This is a genomic window from Riemerella anatipestifer ATCC 11845 = DSM 15868 (genome assembly GCF_000252855.1).
Classification (GTDB): domain Bacteria; phylum Bacteroidota; class Bacteroidia; order Flavobacteriales; family Weeksellaceae; genus Riemerella; species Riemerella anatipestifera.
Genome location: NC_017045.1, coordinates 113,198 through 129,348 on the forward strand (window position 1 = coordinate 113,198; position 16,151 = coordinate 129,348).

A 16,151-nucleotide genomic window follows, 5' to 3' on the forward strand; every position below is an offset into this window, starting at 1 on the left:
CTTTTTATATCTTTGCGATATAACTAATTAAAATTTAAAACTATGAAAAAAGCGTTATTGTTTTTTGCCTTGTCCTTGGCAACATTAGGAACTTTTACATCTTGCTCAAGAGATGATGATAGTACAACGGTAGCCTCTAACCGTTATAATGTTACCGGGAATTGGAGTTTTTCCGAATACAAATCTGATGGCGTGTGGAAAAGTATGAGTATTCTAAAATACTACATTAACCTCAACGCTGACGGAACGTATACCACTAATTATTTAGGTGTTAAAGATTCAGGAACATATACTTATGATGGTAAAGATTTAGTTGTAACAAAATCCAACGCCTACGACCCAACCCACATTAGGATTATAAGTATGGAAGGAAATAGTGCTCAAGTAGAACTATTTGACCCTAAAAATCCATCGGATAAAATTGAATTCAAATTGGTAAAGTAGTAAACTTCAAAAACAAACCCACGTTGTGAATTGCTTTCAAAATTTGCTATCTTTGTGATAGTTCGCAACCTCAAAAATAAACCCATTGTTTATCAATGGGTTTTGTGTTTTTGTGAGGCAGAAATTGCTTTTTATTAGTTGTTATGATATTTTTATGTAATAAGCCTATCTATTGAGAATAAAAAAACCTCAGAATAAATCTGAGGTATACTTATTTTTTTTGAGTGCAGCACTAAAGCATTAAATAATAATGAATAGTGGGACACTTTTGATAATGCAAATTTACAAAATTATTTTATATACACAAGATAGTTTTATTAAAAATCAAATCCTATACTTAATTTTGTTCTGAATAATATCATATACATCGGTATCTTTATTACGATACTCATCAAATAATTTATCCAATTCTTCTGAAAGTTGCTTTGACCTATTTTCAGAAATTTGTTCCAAAATAAATATAATAATCTTTATACAAGAATCTAAACAATGTCTGTCGCTATCATTAAATTCATAAAATGGCAATTTTGGAATGCCATATGCATATCGTAAATCAAACATAACTCCACCGTGTGCACAATAATTTCTAACAAACACAATGGTATCAATAAGTTTAGTAAACTTATCAAAATTATTTACTTTGTATAATTTTGAAATTCTCTCCTTTATATCATTATTTAGGAGAGACTTGTATATTTTTAAATTTGTTCCAAAAGTAAAATATTCTAATGTTTTCCAAGCTGGAGCATATTTATCATTGAGATTATTTTTATGATGTTTCGCTATTACTTTATTTTTAGCTATAAAATCATCATTGTAGAAATAATCAAATTTTTCAATAAAATCTTTTGAAATTACCTTTGGGTGAATAAACCAAGTGGGTGTTGATTTATACTTATTTGAACAGTAGTAAACAAGTTTCGTTCTGAAGTTGATTTCAATTCTATTGATATATTTTATAAGCAGATGCCTTAAGTCTACATCTAAATAATAAAGATTTAAAATTGTGGAAAACTTAATATTCTCTCTAAGTTTATGAGTTTTTGTATTAGTTTCAAAAGGGTGCCAGTAAAATCCCAAACGATAATAACCTATATCCAACAAGATTTCTTTAACCTTATCCTTGTCTATGTCAAAAATCATTCCCCTTTTTTCTAATTTATCTATTTGTTCATCTATTGACGTTGCTATGCTTCCCATTATTATTAAGTTTTTCATTCTATGCACAAAAATAACTAAAAAATTTGCACAGTAAAAAAATAGTCGTATATTTGCAGTGTTAATCCAAGTGCCACACTTGTTTAAAGTGGTAAGATATTTAACGATATTATAAACTAAATCGTCAGAAGGTGTCGTGTAGTAGTAATACTATACACTAATTGCGTAAGCGCTTGGATTAACAGCACCCACTCTGACGATTTTTTAATTTTATACAATTATGTTAATCCAAGAGACAACCGCACCAACCGCAAACAATAGTAGCGAGGTGCAAAACCAAGAAACCATTGATAGAGCGAAACGCCTATCTGAGTTTAACTCTTGTTTTGGTGTAGACCAAGACAATCTATTTTACCTAGTTACAGAGCAAATGGATATGCTTACAGGCGAAATTCGCAAAGGGTATTACCAAAATGCTGAACAAAGAGTAGCCAACTTAGCCTCTTTGCTTTGGGCGATGCACAACCGATTACCTAAAGATTTTTTTGAAGATGTAGAATTGTTGACAGATGATATTTTGCTTAACACTAAATCTGCCTAACTATGAAAGCGTTAATCAAAATCACAGAACAGAACGGACAGCAAGCCGTGTCGGCGAGAGAGTTACACTCTTTTTTAGAGATAACAGAGCGTTTTAGTAGTTGGTTTGAGAGAATGTGTCAATATGGATTTGTGGAAAATATTGATTATCAAGGGTGTGAATTTTTTAACACCCTTGCAAATCAGACACTTAAAGACTACGCCCTAACCCTTGACACAGCCAAAGAAATATCGATGTTGCAAAGAAGTGAGAAAGGCAAACAAGCAAGGCGTTACTTCATAGAGTGCGAGAAGAAACTCCGCACAGGGGCTTACGCTTTACCACAGACCTTTGCAGAAGCATTGAAATTAGCCGCCCAACAAGCAGAGCGTTTAGAACTGCAACAGGCAGAACTCAAAAAACAAGCCCCGAAAGTGGCTTATTATGAAGAAGTATTGCAAAGCGAAAGCACTTATAATACCAATCAAATAGCAAAAGAGTTAGGTATGAGTGCCATTACGCTTAACAAAAAGTTACAAGATTTAAAAGTTCAGTATCGGCAAGGTGGCACTTGGCTACTCTACCACAAATATCAAAATAAAGGCTATACGAAAACTAAAACGCATACCTATACCGATACTAAAGGAGCAACCCAAACCAGTATGCAGACGGTATGGACTGAAAAAGGGCGTTTATTTATACACGAGGCTTTATCTAAACGCTTACAAAGTGCCTGATATAGAAAAGCACCCTTAATGGGTGTTTTCTTTTTTTAGCAATTCACAAAGTAGAACATTAAAAAATATTACTAAATTTGCTTTTGTAAGTAAGGGGGACTAAGTTCCCTTTGTTTCAGAATAACAGATTTGGCTTTAAGTTTCGCAACAAACTTAAAGCCTTTTTTTGTTTACCGATACTTCTCTAACATTTTTTCTAAATCTTCTGGCGTTTGTTCGGTAAGGTCAATTTCTTTCTCTTTCTTATCATCGTCGTAGTTAGGAGCATCTATAAGCATTCGCTGTACGATACGCCAATCTACTTCCCAAAGCAAATAATCTAAAGTCCAGCCGAAATGGTGGCATATTTGCCCCATAACACCGTATATAGATTTTATTTCTCTATCGGATTCGCTTTGGTTGGGCGATTTCCGTTTAACAATGCGATAGAGAGTATAAAATTTGCGTAATCAGCCTCTTTTAGTAATGTTTGGGCGAAATTCAGTATTTCTTTTGAGGTATAAGATTTTAATACTTGTCGTTGTATCCACCACGAAAGAAGTTTGTTATCCGTAACGCAAACCGCTATCACTTTGGCTACTTTACGAGCGTTTTGTAATACTGCTTGGTATTGAGCGGACAGTTGTTCTTGAAAATCTTTTGAGTTTAACGCCTCATCGTTAAGCTCCATAGTGATAAATATCTTAGATAGCCTAAGCATACGCCCCAAAGCCATTTTTTTGGCTTGGAATTTTCTTTTTTTTCCAAAAAAGGAAGTTACCTCTATTTCAAACCCTTTTCCCGTGAGTAGGTCGAGTTCCTTTTTTTCTGCTTGTATTTGTTCTGTTGTTGTCATTGTGTTTTGCTTTTAGAAAAAATACCTACCCACAAATGCAGATAGGTATTTCAACAATTAAAAAATAGAAAAATAGAAGTTATGCAACTTTAAACATAGAGAATCTTGGTTCTCCGTCTTTCGTTGGTCTTAGAACGGAAGCCGTAATATCTAACATTAACAAGTTTTCTTTTCCAATATCTGGGGTAAATTTTGCCGTAATAGACACTCTTGGAAACTTAAACCCTAATCCTTTTTTGGGAGTGATTTCCATAGAACGCTCAATGGTTACAGATTGATTAGGTGCTTTGTACACTTCTGATGGACCCGACCCAGACTTAGAGCCTCCAAATACTTTCACAATGGTATCAATATCGGGATTGGCAATTTGATATTGGATATTTATTTTACCTTGCGTGTATTCTACGTGAAAAGGGTCGTCGTATTCCTCTACGAAAAACTCTTTCTTCTCGGCATCTTCAAAGTTGATTTTGCAGGAGCCTTGATTGGTTACACCTATCTGTTCAAGAGAAGTTCCCATTCCTCCATCTGATGCAATTTCGCCAATTTTAATACTGGCAAGTCCAATGTTTACTTTATTTGACATAATAATTTAGTTTTAATGGTTATTTTTTTAGTTAAAAGTAGGGTAGGCATTAAGCTGTACCCTGAAATTGTAATAATTTTCGTTTTGTTCTTCAAAGTCCTGATGTGTTTCTACATCAAGGTTATAATCGTTTTCCCAAACATCGTTTAAAATGGCATAGACCTTATCCGCTATTTCCTTTAGACGCTTGTTGTCCTTATGCAGTTGCGTGATACCACCTACCGTTACAGACTTTTTAGGCACATAGCAGTTGATATTGAAAACGCCATTTTGTAGCATTTGGTTCGTCATCGTTAGCGAGTTAATCACAATATCCTCCTTGTTGCTGTTTACTGGGCGATTGTCTTTGTAAATTTGCCCATTGATGAACTCATTTACTTTTGCCCGAAGTAGCAAGTCTAAAATCCATTGTTTTCCGTCTAATACCGTTCTTTTCATTGCAACTGTTTTAGTAATATTGGCACTTGTATTTTCGCTAACTGTTCCGCACTTGTAAGCACTACACGCCCTTTGCTTTCTACATAGCTGGCATATTTCATTCCTGCAACCACAATTAGAGCGATACCTCTAAATTTTGGTGCTACTTGGTAGGCTAACTCTCTGCCGTATTTCAATGGGTTTTCTTTGCTTGGCACGCTTCCGTTAGCTGAAATGCTAAAATTTTCCTCAATTACCCTTCCGTCTACTACAATTATATACCCGATAGAATTTCTAAGGTTGGCTGTTTGGTCTTGGTATGTCCCGTTAGCCTTAGCTTCATTAACACACTTTTCGCCCACAAATTTTAAAACCCTTATTAACTTTTGGGTATAGTCTTCCTCTGCTTGTTTTAGAATAGCATTTATATCATTCATAGAAAACTTTGGAACTAAACCCATATTCTTGTGTGTAATTGTTCTTTAGCAAATCGCTGTACCGTAGCCTCCAGCCTTAAAACATTTCCGTTCCACACTTGGATTTTAGCCCCCGTGTTGATGCTTGGACAATGTTTTGGAGCGTAAACCACCGCTGAATAAACATAAGCCTCTCCGTCTGTTTTGGTAATCTTACTACCGCCACCGTTAATTTCATCTCTACAATAGCTGATAGTAACCCACTTCGCTTCTCCACCTTCCCATTCTGCCGTAGCTTGGTTAAAAGTCGCTTCTGCTTCTTGAAAAAGTTTCAAGATGTAAGGATACTGCTTTACCATTGGTTAGAAATGTCTTTAATTGTTGGTTTAGGCAAAAGATTAGGCTTTCCCAGTTTCTCACATAGCATTTGATAATAGCCCTCTACTGCTTTTTTATCAAAAGATATAGAGTATCCGCCCTCACTAACGCTGTTTGGGAGTAATAACATTTCAGGGAGCAAATTGTAGAAAAACAAATCTAATTTAGAGGCTGTTTCATTGTTATACTCGCTTTCCATTTGCAAGCCTAACTTTGATAATTCTGCACTAATTAAGGTGTCAGAGTAAGATACTGACCATAAATTTAGTTTCTCTTTGATATACTCCCCGATAGTCATTAGAATTTCGTCTTTAAGATTAAATTTTGTCTTGTGTTGTTCAACACAGGCACGGCAAACGCAGTTCCTTTAGTTGAAATACTAATCGGGTCTTGATGCCCAAATGTTTTCACAAGGATAAAATCGTCCTTGACCGCCTTACTCATTACATCAGGGAAGTTCATATTAAACTCCGTAGTAGTTGTATATTGTGTAGTTCCTAAGATTGGAGACACAGAAAACAAAATATTTCCAGCTTCCCAACCATTAGTGGCTTCTACTTGCCCTGCTTTGTTTTCGTGAGCGACAAACGATTCTACCAATCTGAATGTAGGCAACCCTTTTCCTTGCAGTTGGGCATTTAACTGTTCTACCGTAATATTTGGCAATACCGTAGAAGAATTTACAGGAATACCGTGTACAAACTGACGAACCAAAGGATTAGCAAGTAATACATCTAACACATCTCTTTCAAGTGTGATAGTAGTATATCTATACCCTTTGCCTCGTGCCTCGCTTTGCAAATCTGTAATTTCTTTAATAGGGTCAGCATCTGCCGCGGTAAACCAATTTTTCTTAGCATTTTGAGTTTTGATTTTAAAATCAATCTCCACATTTGCCACGCCCCCAGCGTTATTCGCAACGGTAGTTTTGAACTTTCCGTTAGAAATTAACTGTTTAGCTACCCATTCCAAACGAGCGTTCACCCCGTCCGCCACAAAGGTTACATCTTCATAAATTTTGTCGATGAGTTGGTTTTTTATCGCTTGATTTTGAGGGTAAAGAGCAACAGAGTTTCTTAGTTGTTGTATTCTAAGTAAATCCCTCTCATCTTTATCCCTTGCAATTTCAATCTTTGGAATTTCTCCTTTGATTGATTCTACAAAATCACGCCCTTTTCTTGAGGCTTTTGAGCCGATAGCTACAATATCAGCCATTATTTTAGCCCCCATTGTCCCCTCTATACTTGCAAAGTTCAAGGTTGGGTTAAACTCTAACGGGAATAAGGTTCTGTATTGAAACTCGCCCAAAGGGTAAGCATTCAAAACAGCTTCCAAATTTGCCTGACTAAATTCAGGAATAATATTATTTGCGTTTATCATAGTTTAGTTTTTTTTAAAGGTTAAACGAATGAAATTCTTGGAAGAACCGTTTTGATAAATTCTACAGCTGCTTTCTCTTTGTCAGGTAAAGCATCTTTCCTTGCAGTTCCAGCCATAACAACAGCTACTAAAGGCATATCATCAATGACCACATCGTGAGCGGTTAGCCCGATTGCTCCTACAACATTGACAGCGGATAAGTTCAAAGGCTTGAACATACCTTCTGTATCAGGAATTAAAAGCGTTCCTGCGGGAACAACACCATCTGCAAATCTCTCTTTTGCTTTTTCTGCGTCGATATGAACGCCCCCCGGATATGTTGCATCGACTTGGTCAAACACAACTATTTGACGACCAACGCCGTCGGTCTTTTTAACTTTTTTCATTTCTTAGTTCTGATTTTGATTAAACTTTGTTTTAATATAATCCTGAACATCGGCAGAGACTTGTCCCTCTACTGGTCTATTTCCAAACAATGGGTTGCTTTGGTTTTTCAGTAAATCATTGTTGATAGACTGTGCAAACGCATCTTGACTTTCTTTTAGTTGGTTTGCAAACTCGTTGATTTGCTCATCATTCTCAAAGGTTTTTCCGTCAATATGCAACTTGTAGAAGTTCTCATTTACACCTAACTCTTGAAGTTTAGCAGTTAGCTTTTCCTTATTGGATTGTTGGATTTTTTCGGATTTTAAAGCGGTGATTTCCCCTTTTAATTCTTTCAGTAATTCCAACATTGGATTTGGCTCAGGATTTCCCTCATTTGGTTTCGGTTCAGGGTTAGGGTTTGGAGTTGGATTAGGCTCGTTCTTCTCTAACTTCTCTTTCAAATCCTTAACCTCTTTTAAAAGAGTTCTGTTCCTGTCCTCAAAGGATTGATAAATACGCAATTCACTTTCCACGCTTTCAATCGCTTGGGTGATTTCCGCTTCTTCTGCTTCTTCTTTGACCGTTCTTGCCAATCTGTCGGCTGTAACTTTCAAAATGCTTTCACTTAACCCTAAATCTTTATATTTAGTTTTAAGTAATTCAAGAATTTTTTTGTTCATAGATAAATGGTTATTAGTTTTTTAGTATCTTTGTGTTACAAAACTACTTTAAGTAATAACTCCTTACAATAGGAAAACCAAACAAATAGCGTTTAAAATTAAATTTCTGATTTTAAAAGCGTGTTTTAAAATATGAACGAGATTTTACACAAGAGAATAGCCGATATGACCACCTTTGAAATGATGGAGAGTGCTTATCTTATAGAAAAGGCAAGGAGTATCACAATGTCTATTGATGATTTTGCCAAGACTATGGGGGTGGACAATCGGAAAGTTTATAAACTTTTAAAGGGCAAGATACTTCCTGAAGAAATAATAAGGGGAGGCTATGATTCTTTAAGACAACGCAAAAGACCCATATTTATAACGGAAGAGGTGTTAAAATGGATTAAAAACTAATAACCAATAACTATGAGTACATTTAATTTTTCAGAATTTCTGATGCAAAAAGGATTTACTTTTACTAATTACGGAAGCCATAATTTATACGAGCTTTCCAGAGACGGACACGATTACTGCGTGAATTTACAAGGAGAAGTAATGACCACCAATGAAAGTAAAACAAAGGATTTAAAAGTGGATATTCCTATTCCTAAAAATAAAGCGGAAGCCGAAAGGTGGTTTAAAAAAATTCTTGGATAATATTAAAAAAGCCCTTAAATAGGGGGCTTTTTATTTGTACGATTAAATAAATTATCGTAAATTTGTAGGGTAACTGAAAGTCAGTTATGCGAGTTCGCACCTCGCTTGTTTAACTTTAACCAAAAATCAATGAAATTCAGATTTGAATTGAGTTTTAGAAAGTTGAAAAGAGGTTTTAAAATCAGGTTGTTGGTCGCAATCAAAGATTTATTAAAACTAATTTTCTAATTTCTAACTCGGTGGGGTTAAAATCCCACCTCATTGATTTTTCATAAAACAAAGTTATGAAATATTTTTTAAAAAATATTCGTTCTAAATGGAAAGAAATAAACACGGAGGGTTACGAAAAAACTTTTGTTCTTGAGTTGTCTTTGGAGCAGATTATTTTAATTGGCATTGCTGTAATTGGGCTTATATGGATAATGATAAAATAAAGGAACGGATTTTAGAAATCTTAGACCTATTTGGAATGACAGGAACAAAGGCGGCAGAAATTATGGGAGTGAAAGCCTCTACCTTTAATTGTAAAAAAAATGATAATAATCCCCGCCATTGGTTTAATCAAAAAAACCTTGATGATTTGGTTGCTTTTATTAAAAGGGAGGCGGAGAAGTTATGAAATTAATTTGGCGTTATTTTCTATCCACTCGGGTTTATACTTCCAATTCTTAAAGCGGTCTTTATTGTCTTTAACCCACTGATTAAACTGCTTCGGTGTTGCTCCTATATAATATTTAGAGGTTTCAGGTGGCAGTTCTTGGTTGTTGTTGAGTTCCTTTATGAGTTCCTCATCGCTTTTTAAAATGGTTCTTCTGTGGCACATACAGCCAATATGCCACTTATTCCAGATGAAATTTTTAGGGTACCTTCCTGCTAACTCATCGCAAATGTCGTAAATCTTATGACTTGGGGATAAATGAATTTCTACGCCCACCACATCATTATTCTGCATTATTCTTATTTGTTCGCTGGTGCGGTAGGCGGTGTTAATTTCCTCCTTAGCTAATCGTAAAGCGTTTTTGTGTGCCGAACGGTAAACGCCCTGACCTGGATTATAATATTTGGCATTTTGACTTAATACTAAATTGCCGTGCTTATCTCTTATCCTGCGATATAGTCTGTCGGGTTCGTTTAGGTTCTTTTTGATTTTACGAGCGAGTTCATTGGCACCCATTCCCTCCGAAAGGCTAACATCAATCGCCATCTCTAACTCGGACTTTACTTGTTGGGTAATACTCCAAACTCTTTCGGATAGTGTAAAATCGTTTATCTTTCGTTGCTGAAAAGAATGTAAGGCTTTCAGATTGTGAGGTGTTTTTGATACCTTTTCAATCTCTCGGATATAGGTTTCCTTGCTTAGTTTATGAGCTAACCTTTCCAAAGTAGCAATTCGCAAAACATTGTATTTTTCATTTGCGAATTGCCACTGTTTCTCCGTTCCTATATTGATAGTATTAAGCGTGTTTTTGTAATAAGAATCTAAAGCCTTTTCAATCTCCAGTAGTATTTTTTTATTATTGCGGAAGCGGTAAATCTTGTCTGTAATATCAGACTTAACCACCAAATATGAAACCCTTGCAATCAAACCATTGTAGATTTGTTCAAGGGTTCTTCCGTATTCCCTTACTCGTTTCCTGTGTAGCGTATCAAAGTCCATCAGATAGCGAATGATTTGCCATTAGCCAATTCGTTAATTCTATCGTCTTCCTCTTGTATTTGCTGCATCATTTCTTTTGGATTCTTAATGCCGAGTTTTTGCATAGCATATTCTTGCGAGTAGAGAGGCTTATTGCCATTAGCTTCCATTAAGAAACGAACAAACTCCGCCTCATTATTGATGATGAAAGGTGTAATAATTGGCTCTACATCTAAGTCATCATTCTTTAGTTTTACATTGAACATTTGCAGGTGCGACTTGATGATACTTGCTCTTCTTTGAAGGGCAGGAATATAAATAGCCAGCTTGTCCATTACCTTGAGGTGTGCCGATAAAAACAAAAATTCAGCATTGCTTCCTGCTAACATATTACCCAAACCTTTCATATTGTCAAAGCTAATATTTGGTGTAGCGGTAAAGTCGTGAACATCTCGTTCTAAACGGTCGGTTTCTTCCGTGAGGCTTTGGTTAGCTTGGGGTTGATTGGCAAATTCAGCTTCCGCTCCTTCTTCTAACTGTAGTACACGCCCAGACTTGTCTTGTGATAACTGCCCTGTTACTTTGCCTTTTAGTTTTAAAATAGGAAAAGAAAAGCGGTCGTTGCTTTCTGCGGTGTTAGAATAAATGTGCTCCAATCTTTCAATGGCAGTTTGCACATCTGCCCACTCTACATTTTCCTGCTTGTAGTACACTATCGGAATTTTTCCTATTGCGTTAGGAATATCGCTTATTTTTTTCCATTCTTTTTCTTGTTCATATCTGATAATCCTTTCGTCTGTATAAACCTCAAAAATGGTTTTATTTCCATTCTTGAACTCCCGAGCAAAAGAAATAAGGTTGTCGTTTTCGTCAAATTTCGGATATAAGCTATAAATGTCAGGTGTCAAAACTTTAACCTTTAGCCTAAATTTTGCTCTAACCCCATAATGTTCGTTAGGTTCATCGGTAAAATACCAAAGCTCGGCACATTCTGTAAATCGTCCCACAGAGGTTGCGATTTCCCTATCCACAAATTTCATCTTGTTTTTTTCAATAACCTTTAAAAAGGCTTTAAATAGCTCATCGTCCTCGAGGTTATTCGTGTATTTGATAGGTTCGCCACATAAAAAGGTAGTTGCTATATTGACTATCTTTTTTTGATAGGGAAGACCGATGCGATTAAGGGGTATGGTTACTTTTTGTTTTTGCTTATTTCCTTTTTCGTCTGTATAGTCTGACACCACCGTTCTATCCGGGTATTTTACCAAATCGGTAAAAATTTTATGCTTTTTTACTTCATATTGGGAGTTGAACAGCGTAATATCAGGCAAAGTACGCTCCCCTTTATGTTTTTCTATTTCTTGAGCAATGGTATTCATAATGATATATTAGTGATAATCACAAAATTAACCATACCGAAAACCGCTAACAATAGCAACAGGGGAGGATTTGACAGAAAAACTAAATTTTCGATTTTAAAAGCGTGTTTTATTTACAAAATACTCGCAATCTGCTGTAAATCGTTTTGGATTGGTTCTTCAAGTTCTATAAAGCCGTAACGAAGAGCGTCTATCAAGTGGTTATGTTTATCAATAGGGATACCTGCTTTTTTATCGTTCCAAGCGTAATTACGGAGTTCCTTTTTGAGATTATAGCTGTTCTCGGTTACAATAATTTGATATTCTAAAATTTTTAAAATAGAGGCGGACACGATGCCAGGCTTTTTCTTTGTTGGTTTTATGTTTAATCCTTTTTTACGCAAGTCCTCAATTAGTCGTGGCTCAGCACTATCGCCTACTATTAAATCATTTTCTCGGTCTATAAGGCTTTTATTTAGCAGATACAAATCATCTGTTGAGAGTTGATTGTTTCCGTAATATTTCTCATCAGCATAGATAATTTTTCTTTTGTGGTCAATAGCTACCTTAACTAATGTATCTGGGTCTATGCTAAATCCGTAATCTTGACCATAGCAGTAAGGAATAGATGTATCAAAGTCGCCTTCCTTCCAATTAGTAAAGATAACGCCCTCTGCCATATCAGCCCACCTGCCTATGATTTTTTGAGCGTACTTGCTCTTATTAAATAGGACTTGGGCTAATTTACCGTTTATAGTACACTGCTCTATACTTTCCTGTTTTATACGTTCTATATTAGACAAGAATTGTTCCGACAAGTTCTCTATGTTGTCTAAATAGGTCGTGTGGATATGTAGGACATCGGGGTGGGTGCTTATCTGCACATCTACACCGTCAATCTGTACTATCTTGTGGGTGTTTTCAATGTATTTTTTATAAATAAAATGGTCGGAGTCGGTAGGGTTGAGTATCAGTATAACTCTTAACTGTTTATTTTTCTGACGAATGGATAGGATTAACTTTTCGTAATCTTCCTCGCTTTCCCACTCTTCCATTTCATCGCCCACGAAGGTGGTTATCCCTTGTATGGATTTAAGGTTTGCCGTTTGGTTTCCTGACGAAGTTTTTATCCCTCTAAATAAAACACTACTTCCTGAAAATTTATTTAGTATTTCATTGTTTGTTACTGTAAAATATTCCTGCACGCCCTCTTTTTCTATTTTCTCCTCAAACTCTGGAATGATAGAAATACGAGCGGAGGTCATCGTGTAACGGCTAAAGAGTATCTTATGCCCAGCTTCAAAAGATAATCGCTCTACAAAGGTAGTCGCATTGTAGGATTTTGCAGACCCTCTACCTCCTGTAAGGAGTATAATAAACTTGTCTTTGTTGGTGTAAAGTGGGTTATATACTTCTTGTGTTTTTATTGGCATTTTGTGAATTTGTCAATATAAAGGCGTGTTTTTTGCTTTGTTTTGGTCTTACGCTGGGGATTTTATTAGACTAAATTGTATTATTTATAAAAAATTATTCTTTTTCTTGTTGATTATTTATTTTGAGCCAATCCGAAATGTTGATGCTGCCTTTTTGGTTTAGCTCTATATCCTGCCTGTCTCTCCACGCTTTAGGTTGTCTATTTTTCAACCAAAATATTTGGGCTGATGTTTCAGGAGGATAATAGTCTTCTACCTCTACAACTTCTACTTTCTCTATCTGTCTATCGCGTTCGTCATATTGCTTTACTTTGATTGGTACTTGTCTTTTTTCCTTATGCCCCAAAGCTCTTTTATACAGAGTAGAAGCCACATTAGCATCGGCTTCTTCCTTTCCCTTTTTTATGGACTCTAAAAATTCGGGGTGTTCGTTCTTCCAATTATTTAAAGTCCCTTCTGTAATCTCAAATAAATTAGCCATTTGAGCATCAGTAAGCCCAGCCAAACAAAATTTTAATGCTTGTGCAGGGTGATAATTAGCGTCGTATTTCGTGGGTCTTCCTACTTTATTCTCCATTCTCTATTATTTCTGCAAATTCTTCTCCTTTTATGAACTTAGTATCTCCGTTTAAGTGAAATCGCTCTAAGAAAAACACTTTATTCTCATAGCTGTCAAAAGATAGGGTGATATAAGGGTCTCCCTCGTAAACGGCTCCTTCCTTAACTTTCGCTTTAGCTTCTTTTACGGCTTGTTTTTTTTCCTCTTGTGAGGCTTTTTCTTCACTATCTTGTGTTTTAGCCTTTTCTTTCTTTTCTTCTTGAGGTTCAAAAGTAGGCACTTCAATATTTAAGTCTTTAGGTAGTTCTACCTCTATAAAAGAAAGGTCTATATCATCTAAACCTGCCAAATCTACATCAATATCAGGAACGATTAAAGCCAATTTTTGGTAGTCCATTTCTCCTTGTACGGACTTGGAGTTAAAGAATATGTTTAGCTCTTTCTCCGTCTTTAAATCCACATTGATAACTTCTACTTTTATCTCGTAGTCGTTTTCTTTTGTAGAGGGATTGTATTTGTTTACTTCGTCAGCAATAGATAATTTTTGATGCCCCGATACTAAATTTGTGGTTAGTTCGTTCCATACCATTCCCCCTATAATTCCGTTTGCCTTGATGTTCTTTTTTAAGGCTTTTCTTGCTTCATCGGTTATCTTTCTTGGATTGTATGGAGCAGGTGTTATTTGGCTTCTTAGTATAGTTCTAGTTTCAGATTGCTTTATTTTGTTTTTCATAGTCATATTCAAATAAAATTCTTTCCGTGTCGGGAAACTCTTTTATAACTCTTTTTAAATCCTCTGGAGCGTTTGCCCTACACCATAAAAGAAAAGAAAGGTTTGTTACATCTGTTCCTTGCGACCTTGTGTTTCCTACATTTCCATATTGTAACGGTTCTATAAGTCTTTTTTTACTTATAAACTGCAAAACTTCTTTATTAGACCACTTGGATAATGGGTATATCTTTTGTGTCTCTTCGTTTGTTATTTCGTTTTCATAGGTTCGCAACATCAACCTCCTGTTGAGGCTGTCGTTTTGCTTAAACCCATACACTACCCATTGGATACCTGTTTCTTCCTTAATTTTTTCTGTAATTGTTGATAGGCTGTATTGTGCATAATTTACCTCATTAGTCCCGCAGATGCCTAATTTTTTATAGTTGTAGTAGGCGTAATGTGGGGTTTGAATAAACGAGGCATTCTTATATCTTTTTTCAGCCCAAAGAATATATTTGTTTATATGCGAAAGGTCTTTGACCATATACATATACACACACTTTACCTCTTTGAAATAAGGGCTTAACATTTCGAGTAAAGCGATGCTATCTTTGCCATTGGCAGAATGAAAGAGTAAAACCCTGTCCGTTTTTTCAGACAAGGCTTTAATACTCTTCATTGTGTCGGCTAGCAGGTTCATTTATTACTAAATTGCACCGTTAGCCTTCAATCTTCTGTTAGTTCTACCAAAAGAAGACAGTTTCCCTTTCTCGTAGTCTTTTTTTGTTCGGTAGGCTTGTCTTTTCCCGCCTGTGTAACGAACTGCATAAGGTTCTGGCATAATAATTTAAGTTTTAATGGTTAATTTTGTTTTAAATGTTTTCTCTATTGATTACTCTTGCAATAGGTATTGCGAAAATCATAGGCACTTCGTCTTCATCTGTTAGATTTTTGAATTTTGCAGGTTCTTCATCTAGCTCGTTAAATCCGTATGATTCTCTTACAAATTTAACATCTTCTTCATCTGCTGGGCTTATAATGTGCGGTGGGTATATTTCTACATCTAAGTGCCACGATTGATTATAGTTCGTGAATCTAATGTATGTTATATCTTCACGCACAATATCATCTATACCCATAGAACCGTCTGGATTTTCCAAATACTTATTAAAGGTTTTTTCCTTCTCTTTATCTACAAACATTTTATGATAAAAGTCTGAAAAATCTCTTATTTCTACCGTTTTACTACCGTTTGCGATAGCTTCTGCATAAGGCTTTCTCATTAACAGCTTGTAAGCCTCAACTTCTGTATTATTTACCTTTATTTTCATTTTTCTATTTTTTTTAATTGTTGTTTCATTCTTTCTATTAACTCAATGAGCATTATTCTATCGTGCTTAATACTCATTTTTGATAATTGCTCTAATTGTTCAAACCTCTTTTCGCCTATCTTTTTGATAAGGTTTTCTCGGTAGGGTATGAGGTTACCGTGTTGGTGCAGGTTGCACTGTATACATTGACTATGAATGTTATCTAGGTCAAATCTTACACTCGGATAACCGCCCCTACTGAAATAATGCCCTGCATTGCATTGATGATTGGGCTTATACTTGCCGCACGAAATACAAATAAAGTCGCCTCTTTCGTTTATTGCGTCTCTTTGACGCACATAAGAGTTTACTAACTTTTGAGCTTGTTCTACTAACTTACCCCTTGTCTTTGTTTTGTACTTCTGTATGGCTTTTGCTTCAATCATTACTTTACAAAAGTAGTCTTAATCTATTATATTTCAAATATTAAAGCGTGTATAAATTCAAAAAAAATAAAGATTTTG

At 35.5% G+C, this 16,151-nt stretch carries 27 protein-coding genes; 7 read left to right on the forward strand and 20 right to left on the reverse strand.

The features are described 5' to 3' along the window. Window positions 1-42: 42 nt before the first annotated feature. Window positions 43-444, forward strand: a complete 402-nt coding sequence (locus RA0C_RS00635) for a hypothetical protein (protein ID WP_013447232.1) — start codon at window positions 43-45, stop codon at window positions 442-444. Window positions 445-768: 324 nt separating this feature from the next. On the opposite strand, the gene RA0C_RS00640 is transcribed toward RA0C_RS00635, so the two are convergent. Further along, window positions 769-1,644, reverse strand: coding sequence for an Abi family protein (locus tag RA0C_RS00640; RefSeq protein ID WP_013447233.1), 876 nt, complete (start codon window positions 1,642-1,644; stop codon window positions 769-771). A 238-nt stretch (window positions 1,645-1,882) separates the two neighbouring features. Here RA0C_RS00640 and RA0C_RS00645 point away from each other — a divergent pair, with 238 nt between their 5' ends. After that, window positions 1,883-2,203: a hypothetical protein gene (locus tag RA0C_RS00645; protein WP_013447234.1), complete on the forward strand. Its 321-nt coding sequence runs from the start codon at window positions 1,883-1,885 to the stop codon at window positions 2,201-2,203. Window positions 2,204-2,205: 2 nt separating this feature from the next. Beyond that, complete coding sequence (locus RA0C_RS00650) at window positions 2,206-2,919, forward strand: phage antirepressor KilAC domain-containing protein (protein ID WP_013447235.1); 714 nt, start codon at window positions 2,206-2,208, stop codon at window positions 2,917-2,919. A 170-nt stretch (window positions 2,920-3,089) separates the two neighbouring features. Here the strand turns inward: RA0C_RS00650 and RA0C_RS00655 are convergent, their stop codons facing one another. From RA0C_RS00655 to RA0C_RS00700, 10 genes are all read right to left on the reverse strand, one after another. After that, entirely contained in the window at window positions 3,090-3,275 is a 186-nt protein-coding gene (locus RA0C_RS00655; protein WP_004917849.1) for a hypothetical protein, read from the reverse strand. A 17-nt stretch (window positions 3,276-3,292) separates the two neighbouring features. Beyond that, entirely contained in the window at window positions 3,293-3,754 is a 462-nt protein-coding gene (locus RA0C_RS00660; RefSeq protein WP_004917850.1) for a hypothetical protein, read from the reverse strand. A gap of 79 nt (window positions 3,755-3,833) precedes the next feature. Next, on the reverse strand, window positions 3,834-4,340 hold the full coding sequence (locus tag RA0C_RS00665; RefSeq protein ID WP_004917852.1) for a hypothetical protein: 507 nt from the start codon (window positions 4,338-4,340) through the stop codon (window positions 3,834-3,836). Window positions 4,341-4,367: 27 nt separating this feature from the next. After that, on the reverse strand, window positions 4,368-4,778 hold the full coding sequence (locus RA0C_RS00670) for a hypothetical protein (RefSeq protein WP_004917854.1): 411 nt from the start codon (window positions 4,776-4,778) through the stop codon (window positions 4,368-4,370). After that, window positions 4,775-5,218, reverse strand: coding sequence for a hypothetical protein (locus RA0C_RS00675; protein ID WP_013447236.1), 444 nt, complete (start codon window positions 5,216-5,218; stop codon window positions 4,775-4,777). The genes RA0C_RS00670 and RA0C_RS00675 overlap by 4 nt, the downstream gene beginning before the upstream one ends. Beyond that, window positions 5,209-5,532 carry a hypothetical protein gene (locus RA0C_RS00680; protein ID WP_013447237.1) on the reverse strand — a complete coding sequence of 108 codons (324 nt, stop codon included), beginning with the start codon at window positions 5,530-5,532 and terminating at the stop codon, window positions 5,209-5,211. Before RA0C_RS00680 ends, RA0C_RS00675 begins: the two co-directional genes overlap by 10 nt. Next, a complete protein-coding gene (locus tag RA0C_RS00685; protein ID WP_013447238.1) occupies window positions 5,526-5,849 on the reverse strand; it encodes a DUF6706 family protein in 324 nt (107 codons plus the stop codon). Before RA0C_RS00685 ends, RA0C_RS00680 begins: the two co-directional genes overlap by 7 nt. Continuing rightward, the gene (locus RA0C_RS00690) at window positions 5,849-6,931 is read right to left on the reverse strand and encodes a major capsid protein (protein ID WP_013447239.1); all 1,083 of its coding nucleotides are present in this window, start codon (window positions 6,929-6,931) and stop codon (window positions 5,849-5,851) included. Before RA0C_RS00690 ends, RA0C_RS00685 begins: the two co-directional genes overlap by 1 nt. Before the next feature lie 20 nt (window positions 6,932-6,951). Then, a complete protein-coding gene (locus tag RA0C_RS00695) occupies window positions 6,952-7,317 on the reverse strand; it encodes a hypothetical protein (protein WP_013447240.1) in 366 nt (121 codons plus the stop codon). A 3-nt stretch (window positions 7,318-7,320) separates the two neighbouring features. Next, window positions 7,321-7,977: a hypothetical protein gene (locus tag RA0C_RS00700; protein WP_013447241.1), complete on the reverse strand. Its 657-nt coding sequence runs from the start codon at window positions 7,975-7,977 to the stop codon at window positions 7,321-7,323. 132 nt (window positions 7,978-8,109) lie between these two features. Between RA0C_RS00700 and RA0C_RS00705 the strand changes: the two genes are divergently transcribed. The 4 genes from RA0C_RS00705 to RA0C_RS00715 all read left to right on the forward strand — a co-directional run bounded on the left by RA0C_RS00705 (window position 8,110) and on the right by RA0C_RS00715 (window position 9,238). Further along, a complete protein-coding gene (locus RA0C_RS00705; RefSeq protein WP_004917868.1) occupies window positions 8,110-8,376 on the forward strand; it encodes a hypothetical protein in 267 nt (88 codons plus the stop codon). Between the two features lie 12 nt (window positions 8,377-8,388). Continuing rightward, on the forward strand, window positions 8,389-8,619 hold the full coding sequence (locus RA0C_RS00710; RefSeq protein ID WP_013447242.1) for a hypothetical protein: 231 nt from the start codon (window positions 8,389-8,391) through the stop codon (window positions 8,617-8,619). A 284-nt stretch (window positions 8,620-8,903) separates the two neighbouring features. Then, entirely contained in the window at window positions 8,904-9,053 is a 150-nt protein-coding gene (locus RA0C_RS10410) for a hypothetical protein (RefSeq protein ID WP_013447243.1), read from the forward strand. Then, a complete protein-coding gene (locus RA0C_RS00715; protein ID WP_013447244.1) occupies window positions 9,035-9,238 on the forward strand; it encodes a hypothetical protein in 204 nt (67 codons plus the stop codon). The genes RA0C_RS10410 and RA0C_RS00715 overlap by 19 nt, the downstream gene beginning before the upstream one ends. Here the strand turns inward: RA0C_RS00715 and RA0C_RS00720 are convergent. The 9 genes from RA0C_RS00720 to RA0C_RS00755 all read right to left on the reverse strand — a co-directional run bounded on the left by RA0C_RS00720 (window position 9,233) and on the right by RA0C_RS00755 (window position 16,073). Then, the gene (locus RA0C_RS00720; protein WP_013447245.1) at window positions 9,233-10,276 is read right to left on the reverse strand and encodes a hypothetical protein; all 1,044 of its coding nucleotides are present in this window, start codon (window positions 10,274-10,276) and stop codon (window positions 9,233-9,235) included. The two genes, RA0C_RS00715 and RA0C_RS00720, sit on opposite strands and share 6 nt — an antisense overlap. Then, on the reverse strand, window positions 10,276-11,634 hold the full coding sequence (locus RA0C_RS00725; protein ID WP_013447246.1) for a phage portal protein: 1,359 nt from the start codon (window positions 11,632-11,634) through the stop codon (window positions 10,276-10,278). Before RA0C_RS00725 ends, RA0C_RS00720 begins: the two co-directional genes overlap by 1 nt. 113 nt (window positions 11,635-11,747) lie before the next feature. After that, window positions 11,748-13,046 (reverse strand): PBSX family phage terminase large subunit, encoded by a 1,299-nt coding sequence (locus RA0C_RS00730; RefSeq protein ID WP_004917880.1) that lies wholly within the window; start codon window positions 13,044-13,046, stop codon window positions 11,748-11,750. Window positions 13,047-13,140: 94 nt separating this feature from the next. Then, the gene (locus tag RA0C_RS00735) at window positions 13,141-13,623 is read right to left on the reverse strand and encodes a hypothetical protein (RefSeq protein WP_004917881.1); all 483 of its coding nucleotides are present in this window, start codon (window positions 13,621-13,623) and stop codon (window positions 13,141-13,143) included. Beyond that, window positions 13,613-14,338, reverse strand: a complete 726-nt coding sequence (locus RA0C_RS00740; protein WP_004917883.1) for a ParB N-terminal domain-containing protein — start codon at window positions 14,336-14,338, stop codon at window positions 13,613-13,615. The genes RA0C_RS00735 and RA0C_RS00740 overlap by 11 nt, the downstream gene beginning before the upstream one ends. Continuing rightward, window positions 14,313-15,017, reverse strand: coding sequence for a phosphoadenosine phosphosulfate reductase domain-containing protein (locus RA0C_RS00745; protein WP_013447247.1), 705 nt, complete (start codon window positions 15,015-15,017; stop codon window positions 14,313-14,315). The genes RA0C_RS00740 and RA0C_RS00745 overlap by 26 nt, the downstream gene beginning before the upstream one ends. A gap of 6 nt (window positions 15,018-15,023) precedes the next feature. Then, complete coding sequence (locus tag RA0C_RS10605; RefSeq protein ID WP_004917887.1) at window positions 15,024-15,158, reverse strand: hypothetical protein; 135 nt, start codon at window positions 15,156-15,158, stop codon at window positions 15,024-15,026. A 31-nt stretch (window positions 15,159-15,189) separates the two neighbouring features. Next, the gene (locus RA0C_RS00750) at window positions 15,190-15,648 is read right to left on the reverse strand and encodes a hypothetical protein (protein WP_004917890.1); all 459 of its coding nucleotides are present in this window, start codon (window positions 15,646-15,648) and stop codon (window positions 15,190-15,192) included. Then, entirely contained in the window at window positions 15,645-16,073 is a 429-nt protein-coding gene (locus RA0C_RS00755; RefSeq protein WP_004917892.1) for a recombination protein NinG, read from the reverse strand. The genes RA0C_RS00750 and RA0C_RS00755 overlap by 4 nt, the downstream gene beginning before the upstream one ends. Window positions 16,074-16,151 lie beyond the last annotated feature (78 nt).

Bases quoted from the DNA above. Each gene is read 5' to 3' on its own strand.
- RA0C_RS00635 (WP_013447232.1), top strand. From the start codon at position 43: ATGAAAAAAGCGTTATTGTTTTTTGCCTTGTCCTTGGCAACATTAGGA.
- RA0C_RS00640 (WP_013447233.1), bottom strand. From the start codon at position 1,644: ATGGGAAGCATAGCAACGTCAATAGATGAACAAATAGATAAATTAGAA.
- RA0C_RS00645 (WP_013447234.1), top strand. From the start codon at position 1,883: ATGTTAATCCAAGAGACAACCGCACCAACCGCAAACAATAGTAGCGAG.
- RA0C_RS00650 (WP_013447235.1), top strand. From the start codon at position 2,206: ATGAAAGCGTTAATCAAAATCACAGAACAGAACGGACAGCAAGCCGTG.
- RA0C_RS00655 (WP_004917849.1), bottom strand. From the start codon at position 3,275: ATGGGGCAAATATGCCACCATTTCGGCTGGACTTTAGATTATTTGCTT.
- RA0C_RS00660 (WP_004917850.1), bottom strand. From the start codon at position 3,754: ATGACAACAACAGAACAAATACAAGCAGAAAAAAAGGAACTCGACCTA.
- RA0C_RS00665 (WP_004917852.1), bottom strand. From the start codon at position 4,340: ATGTCAAATAAAGTAAACATTGGACTTGCCAGTATTAAAATTGGCGAA.
- RA0C_RS00670 (WP_004917854.1), bottom strand. From the start codon at position 4,778: ATGAAAAGAACGGTATTAGACGGAAAACAATGGATTTTAGACTTGCTA.
- RA0C_RS00675 (WP_013447236.1), bottom strand. From the start codon at position 5,218: ATGGGTTTAGTTCCAAAGTTTTCTATGAATGATATAAATGCTATTCTA.
- RA0C_RS00680 (WP_013447237.1), bottom strand. From the start codon at position 5,532: ATGGTAAAGCAGTATCCTTACATCTTGAAACTTTTTCAAGAAGCAGAA.
- RA0C_RS00685 (WP_013447238.1), bottom strand. From the start codon at position 5,849: ATGACTATCGGGGAGTATATCAAAGAGAAACTAAATTTATGGTCAGTA.
- RA0C_RS00690 (WP_013447239.1), bottom strand. From the start codon at position 6,931: ATGATAAACGCAAATAATATTATTCCTGAATTTAGTCAGGCAAATTTG.
- RA0C_RS00695 (WP_013447240.1), bottom strand. From the start codon at position 7,317: ATGAAAAAAGTTAAAAAGACCGACGGCGTTGGTCGTCAAATAGTTGTG.
- RA0C_RS00700 (WP_013447241.1), bottom strand. From the start codon at position 7,977: ATGAACAAAAAAATTCTTGAATTACTTAAAACTAAATATAAAGATTTA.
- RA0C_RS00705 (WP_004917868.1), top strand. From the start codon at position 8,110: ATGAACGAGATTTTACACAAGAGAATAGCCGATATGACCACCTTTGAA.
- RA0C_RS00710 (WP_013447242.1), top strand. From the start codon at position 8,389: ATGAGTACATTTAATTTTTCAGAATTTCTGATGCAAAAAGGATTTACT.
- RA0C_RS10410 (WP_013447243.1), top strand. From the start codon at position 8,904: ATGAAATATTTTTTAAAAAATATTCGTTCTAAATGGAAAGAAATAAAC.
- RA0C_RS00715 (WP_013447244.1), top strand. From the start codon at position 9,035: ATGGATAATGATAAAATAAAGGAACGGATTTTAGAAATCTTAGACCTA.
- RA0C_RS00720 (WP_013447245.1), bottom strand. From the start codon at position 10,276: ATGGACTTTGATACGCTACACAGGAAACGAGTAAGGGAATACGGAAGA.
- RA0C_RS00725 (WP_013447246.1), bottom strand. From the start codon at position 11,634: ATGAATACCATTGCTCAAGAAATAGAAAAACATAAAGGGGAGCGTACT.
- RA0C_RS00730 (WP_004917880.1), bottom strand. From the start codon at position 13,046: ATGCCAATAAAAACACAAGAAGTATATAACCCACTTTACACCAACAAA.
- RA0C_RS00735 (WP_004917881.1), bottom strand. From the start codon at position 13,623: ATGGAGAATAAAGTAGGAAGACCCACGAAATACGACGCTAATTATCAC.
- RA0C_RS00740 (WP_004917883.1), bottom strand. From the start codon at position 14,338: ATGAAAAACAAAATAAAGCAATCTGAAACTAGAACTATACTAAGAAGC.
- RA0C_RS00745 (WP_013447247.1), bottom strand. From the start codon at position 15,017: ATGAACCTGCTAGCCGACACAATGAAGAGTATTAAAGCCTTGTCTGAA.
- RA0C_RS10605 (WP_004917887.1), bottom strand. From the start codon at position 15,158: ATGCCAGAACCTTATGCAGTTCGTTACACAGGCGGGAAAAGACAAGCC.
- RA0C_RS00750 (WP_004917890.1), bottom strand. From the start codon at position 15,648: ATGAAAATAAAGGTAAATAATACAGAAGTTGAGGCTTACAAGCTGTTA.
- RA0C_RS00755 (WP_004917892.1), bottom strand. From the start codon at position 16,073: ATGATTGAAGCAAAAGCCATACAGAAGTACAAAACAAAGACAAGGGGT.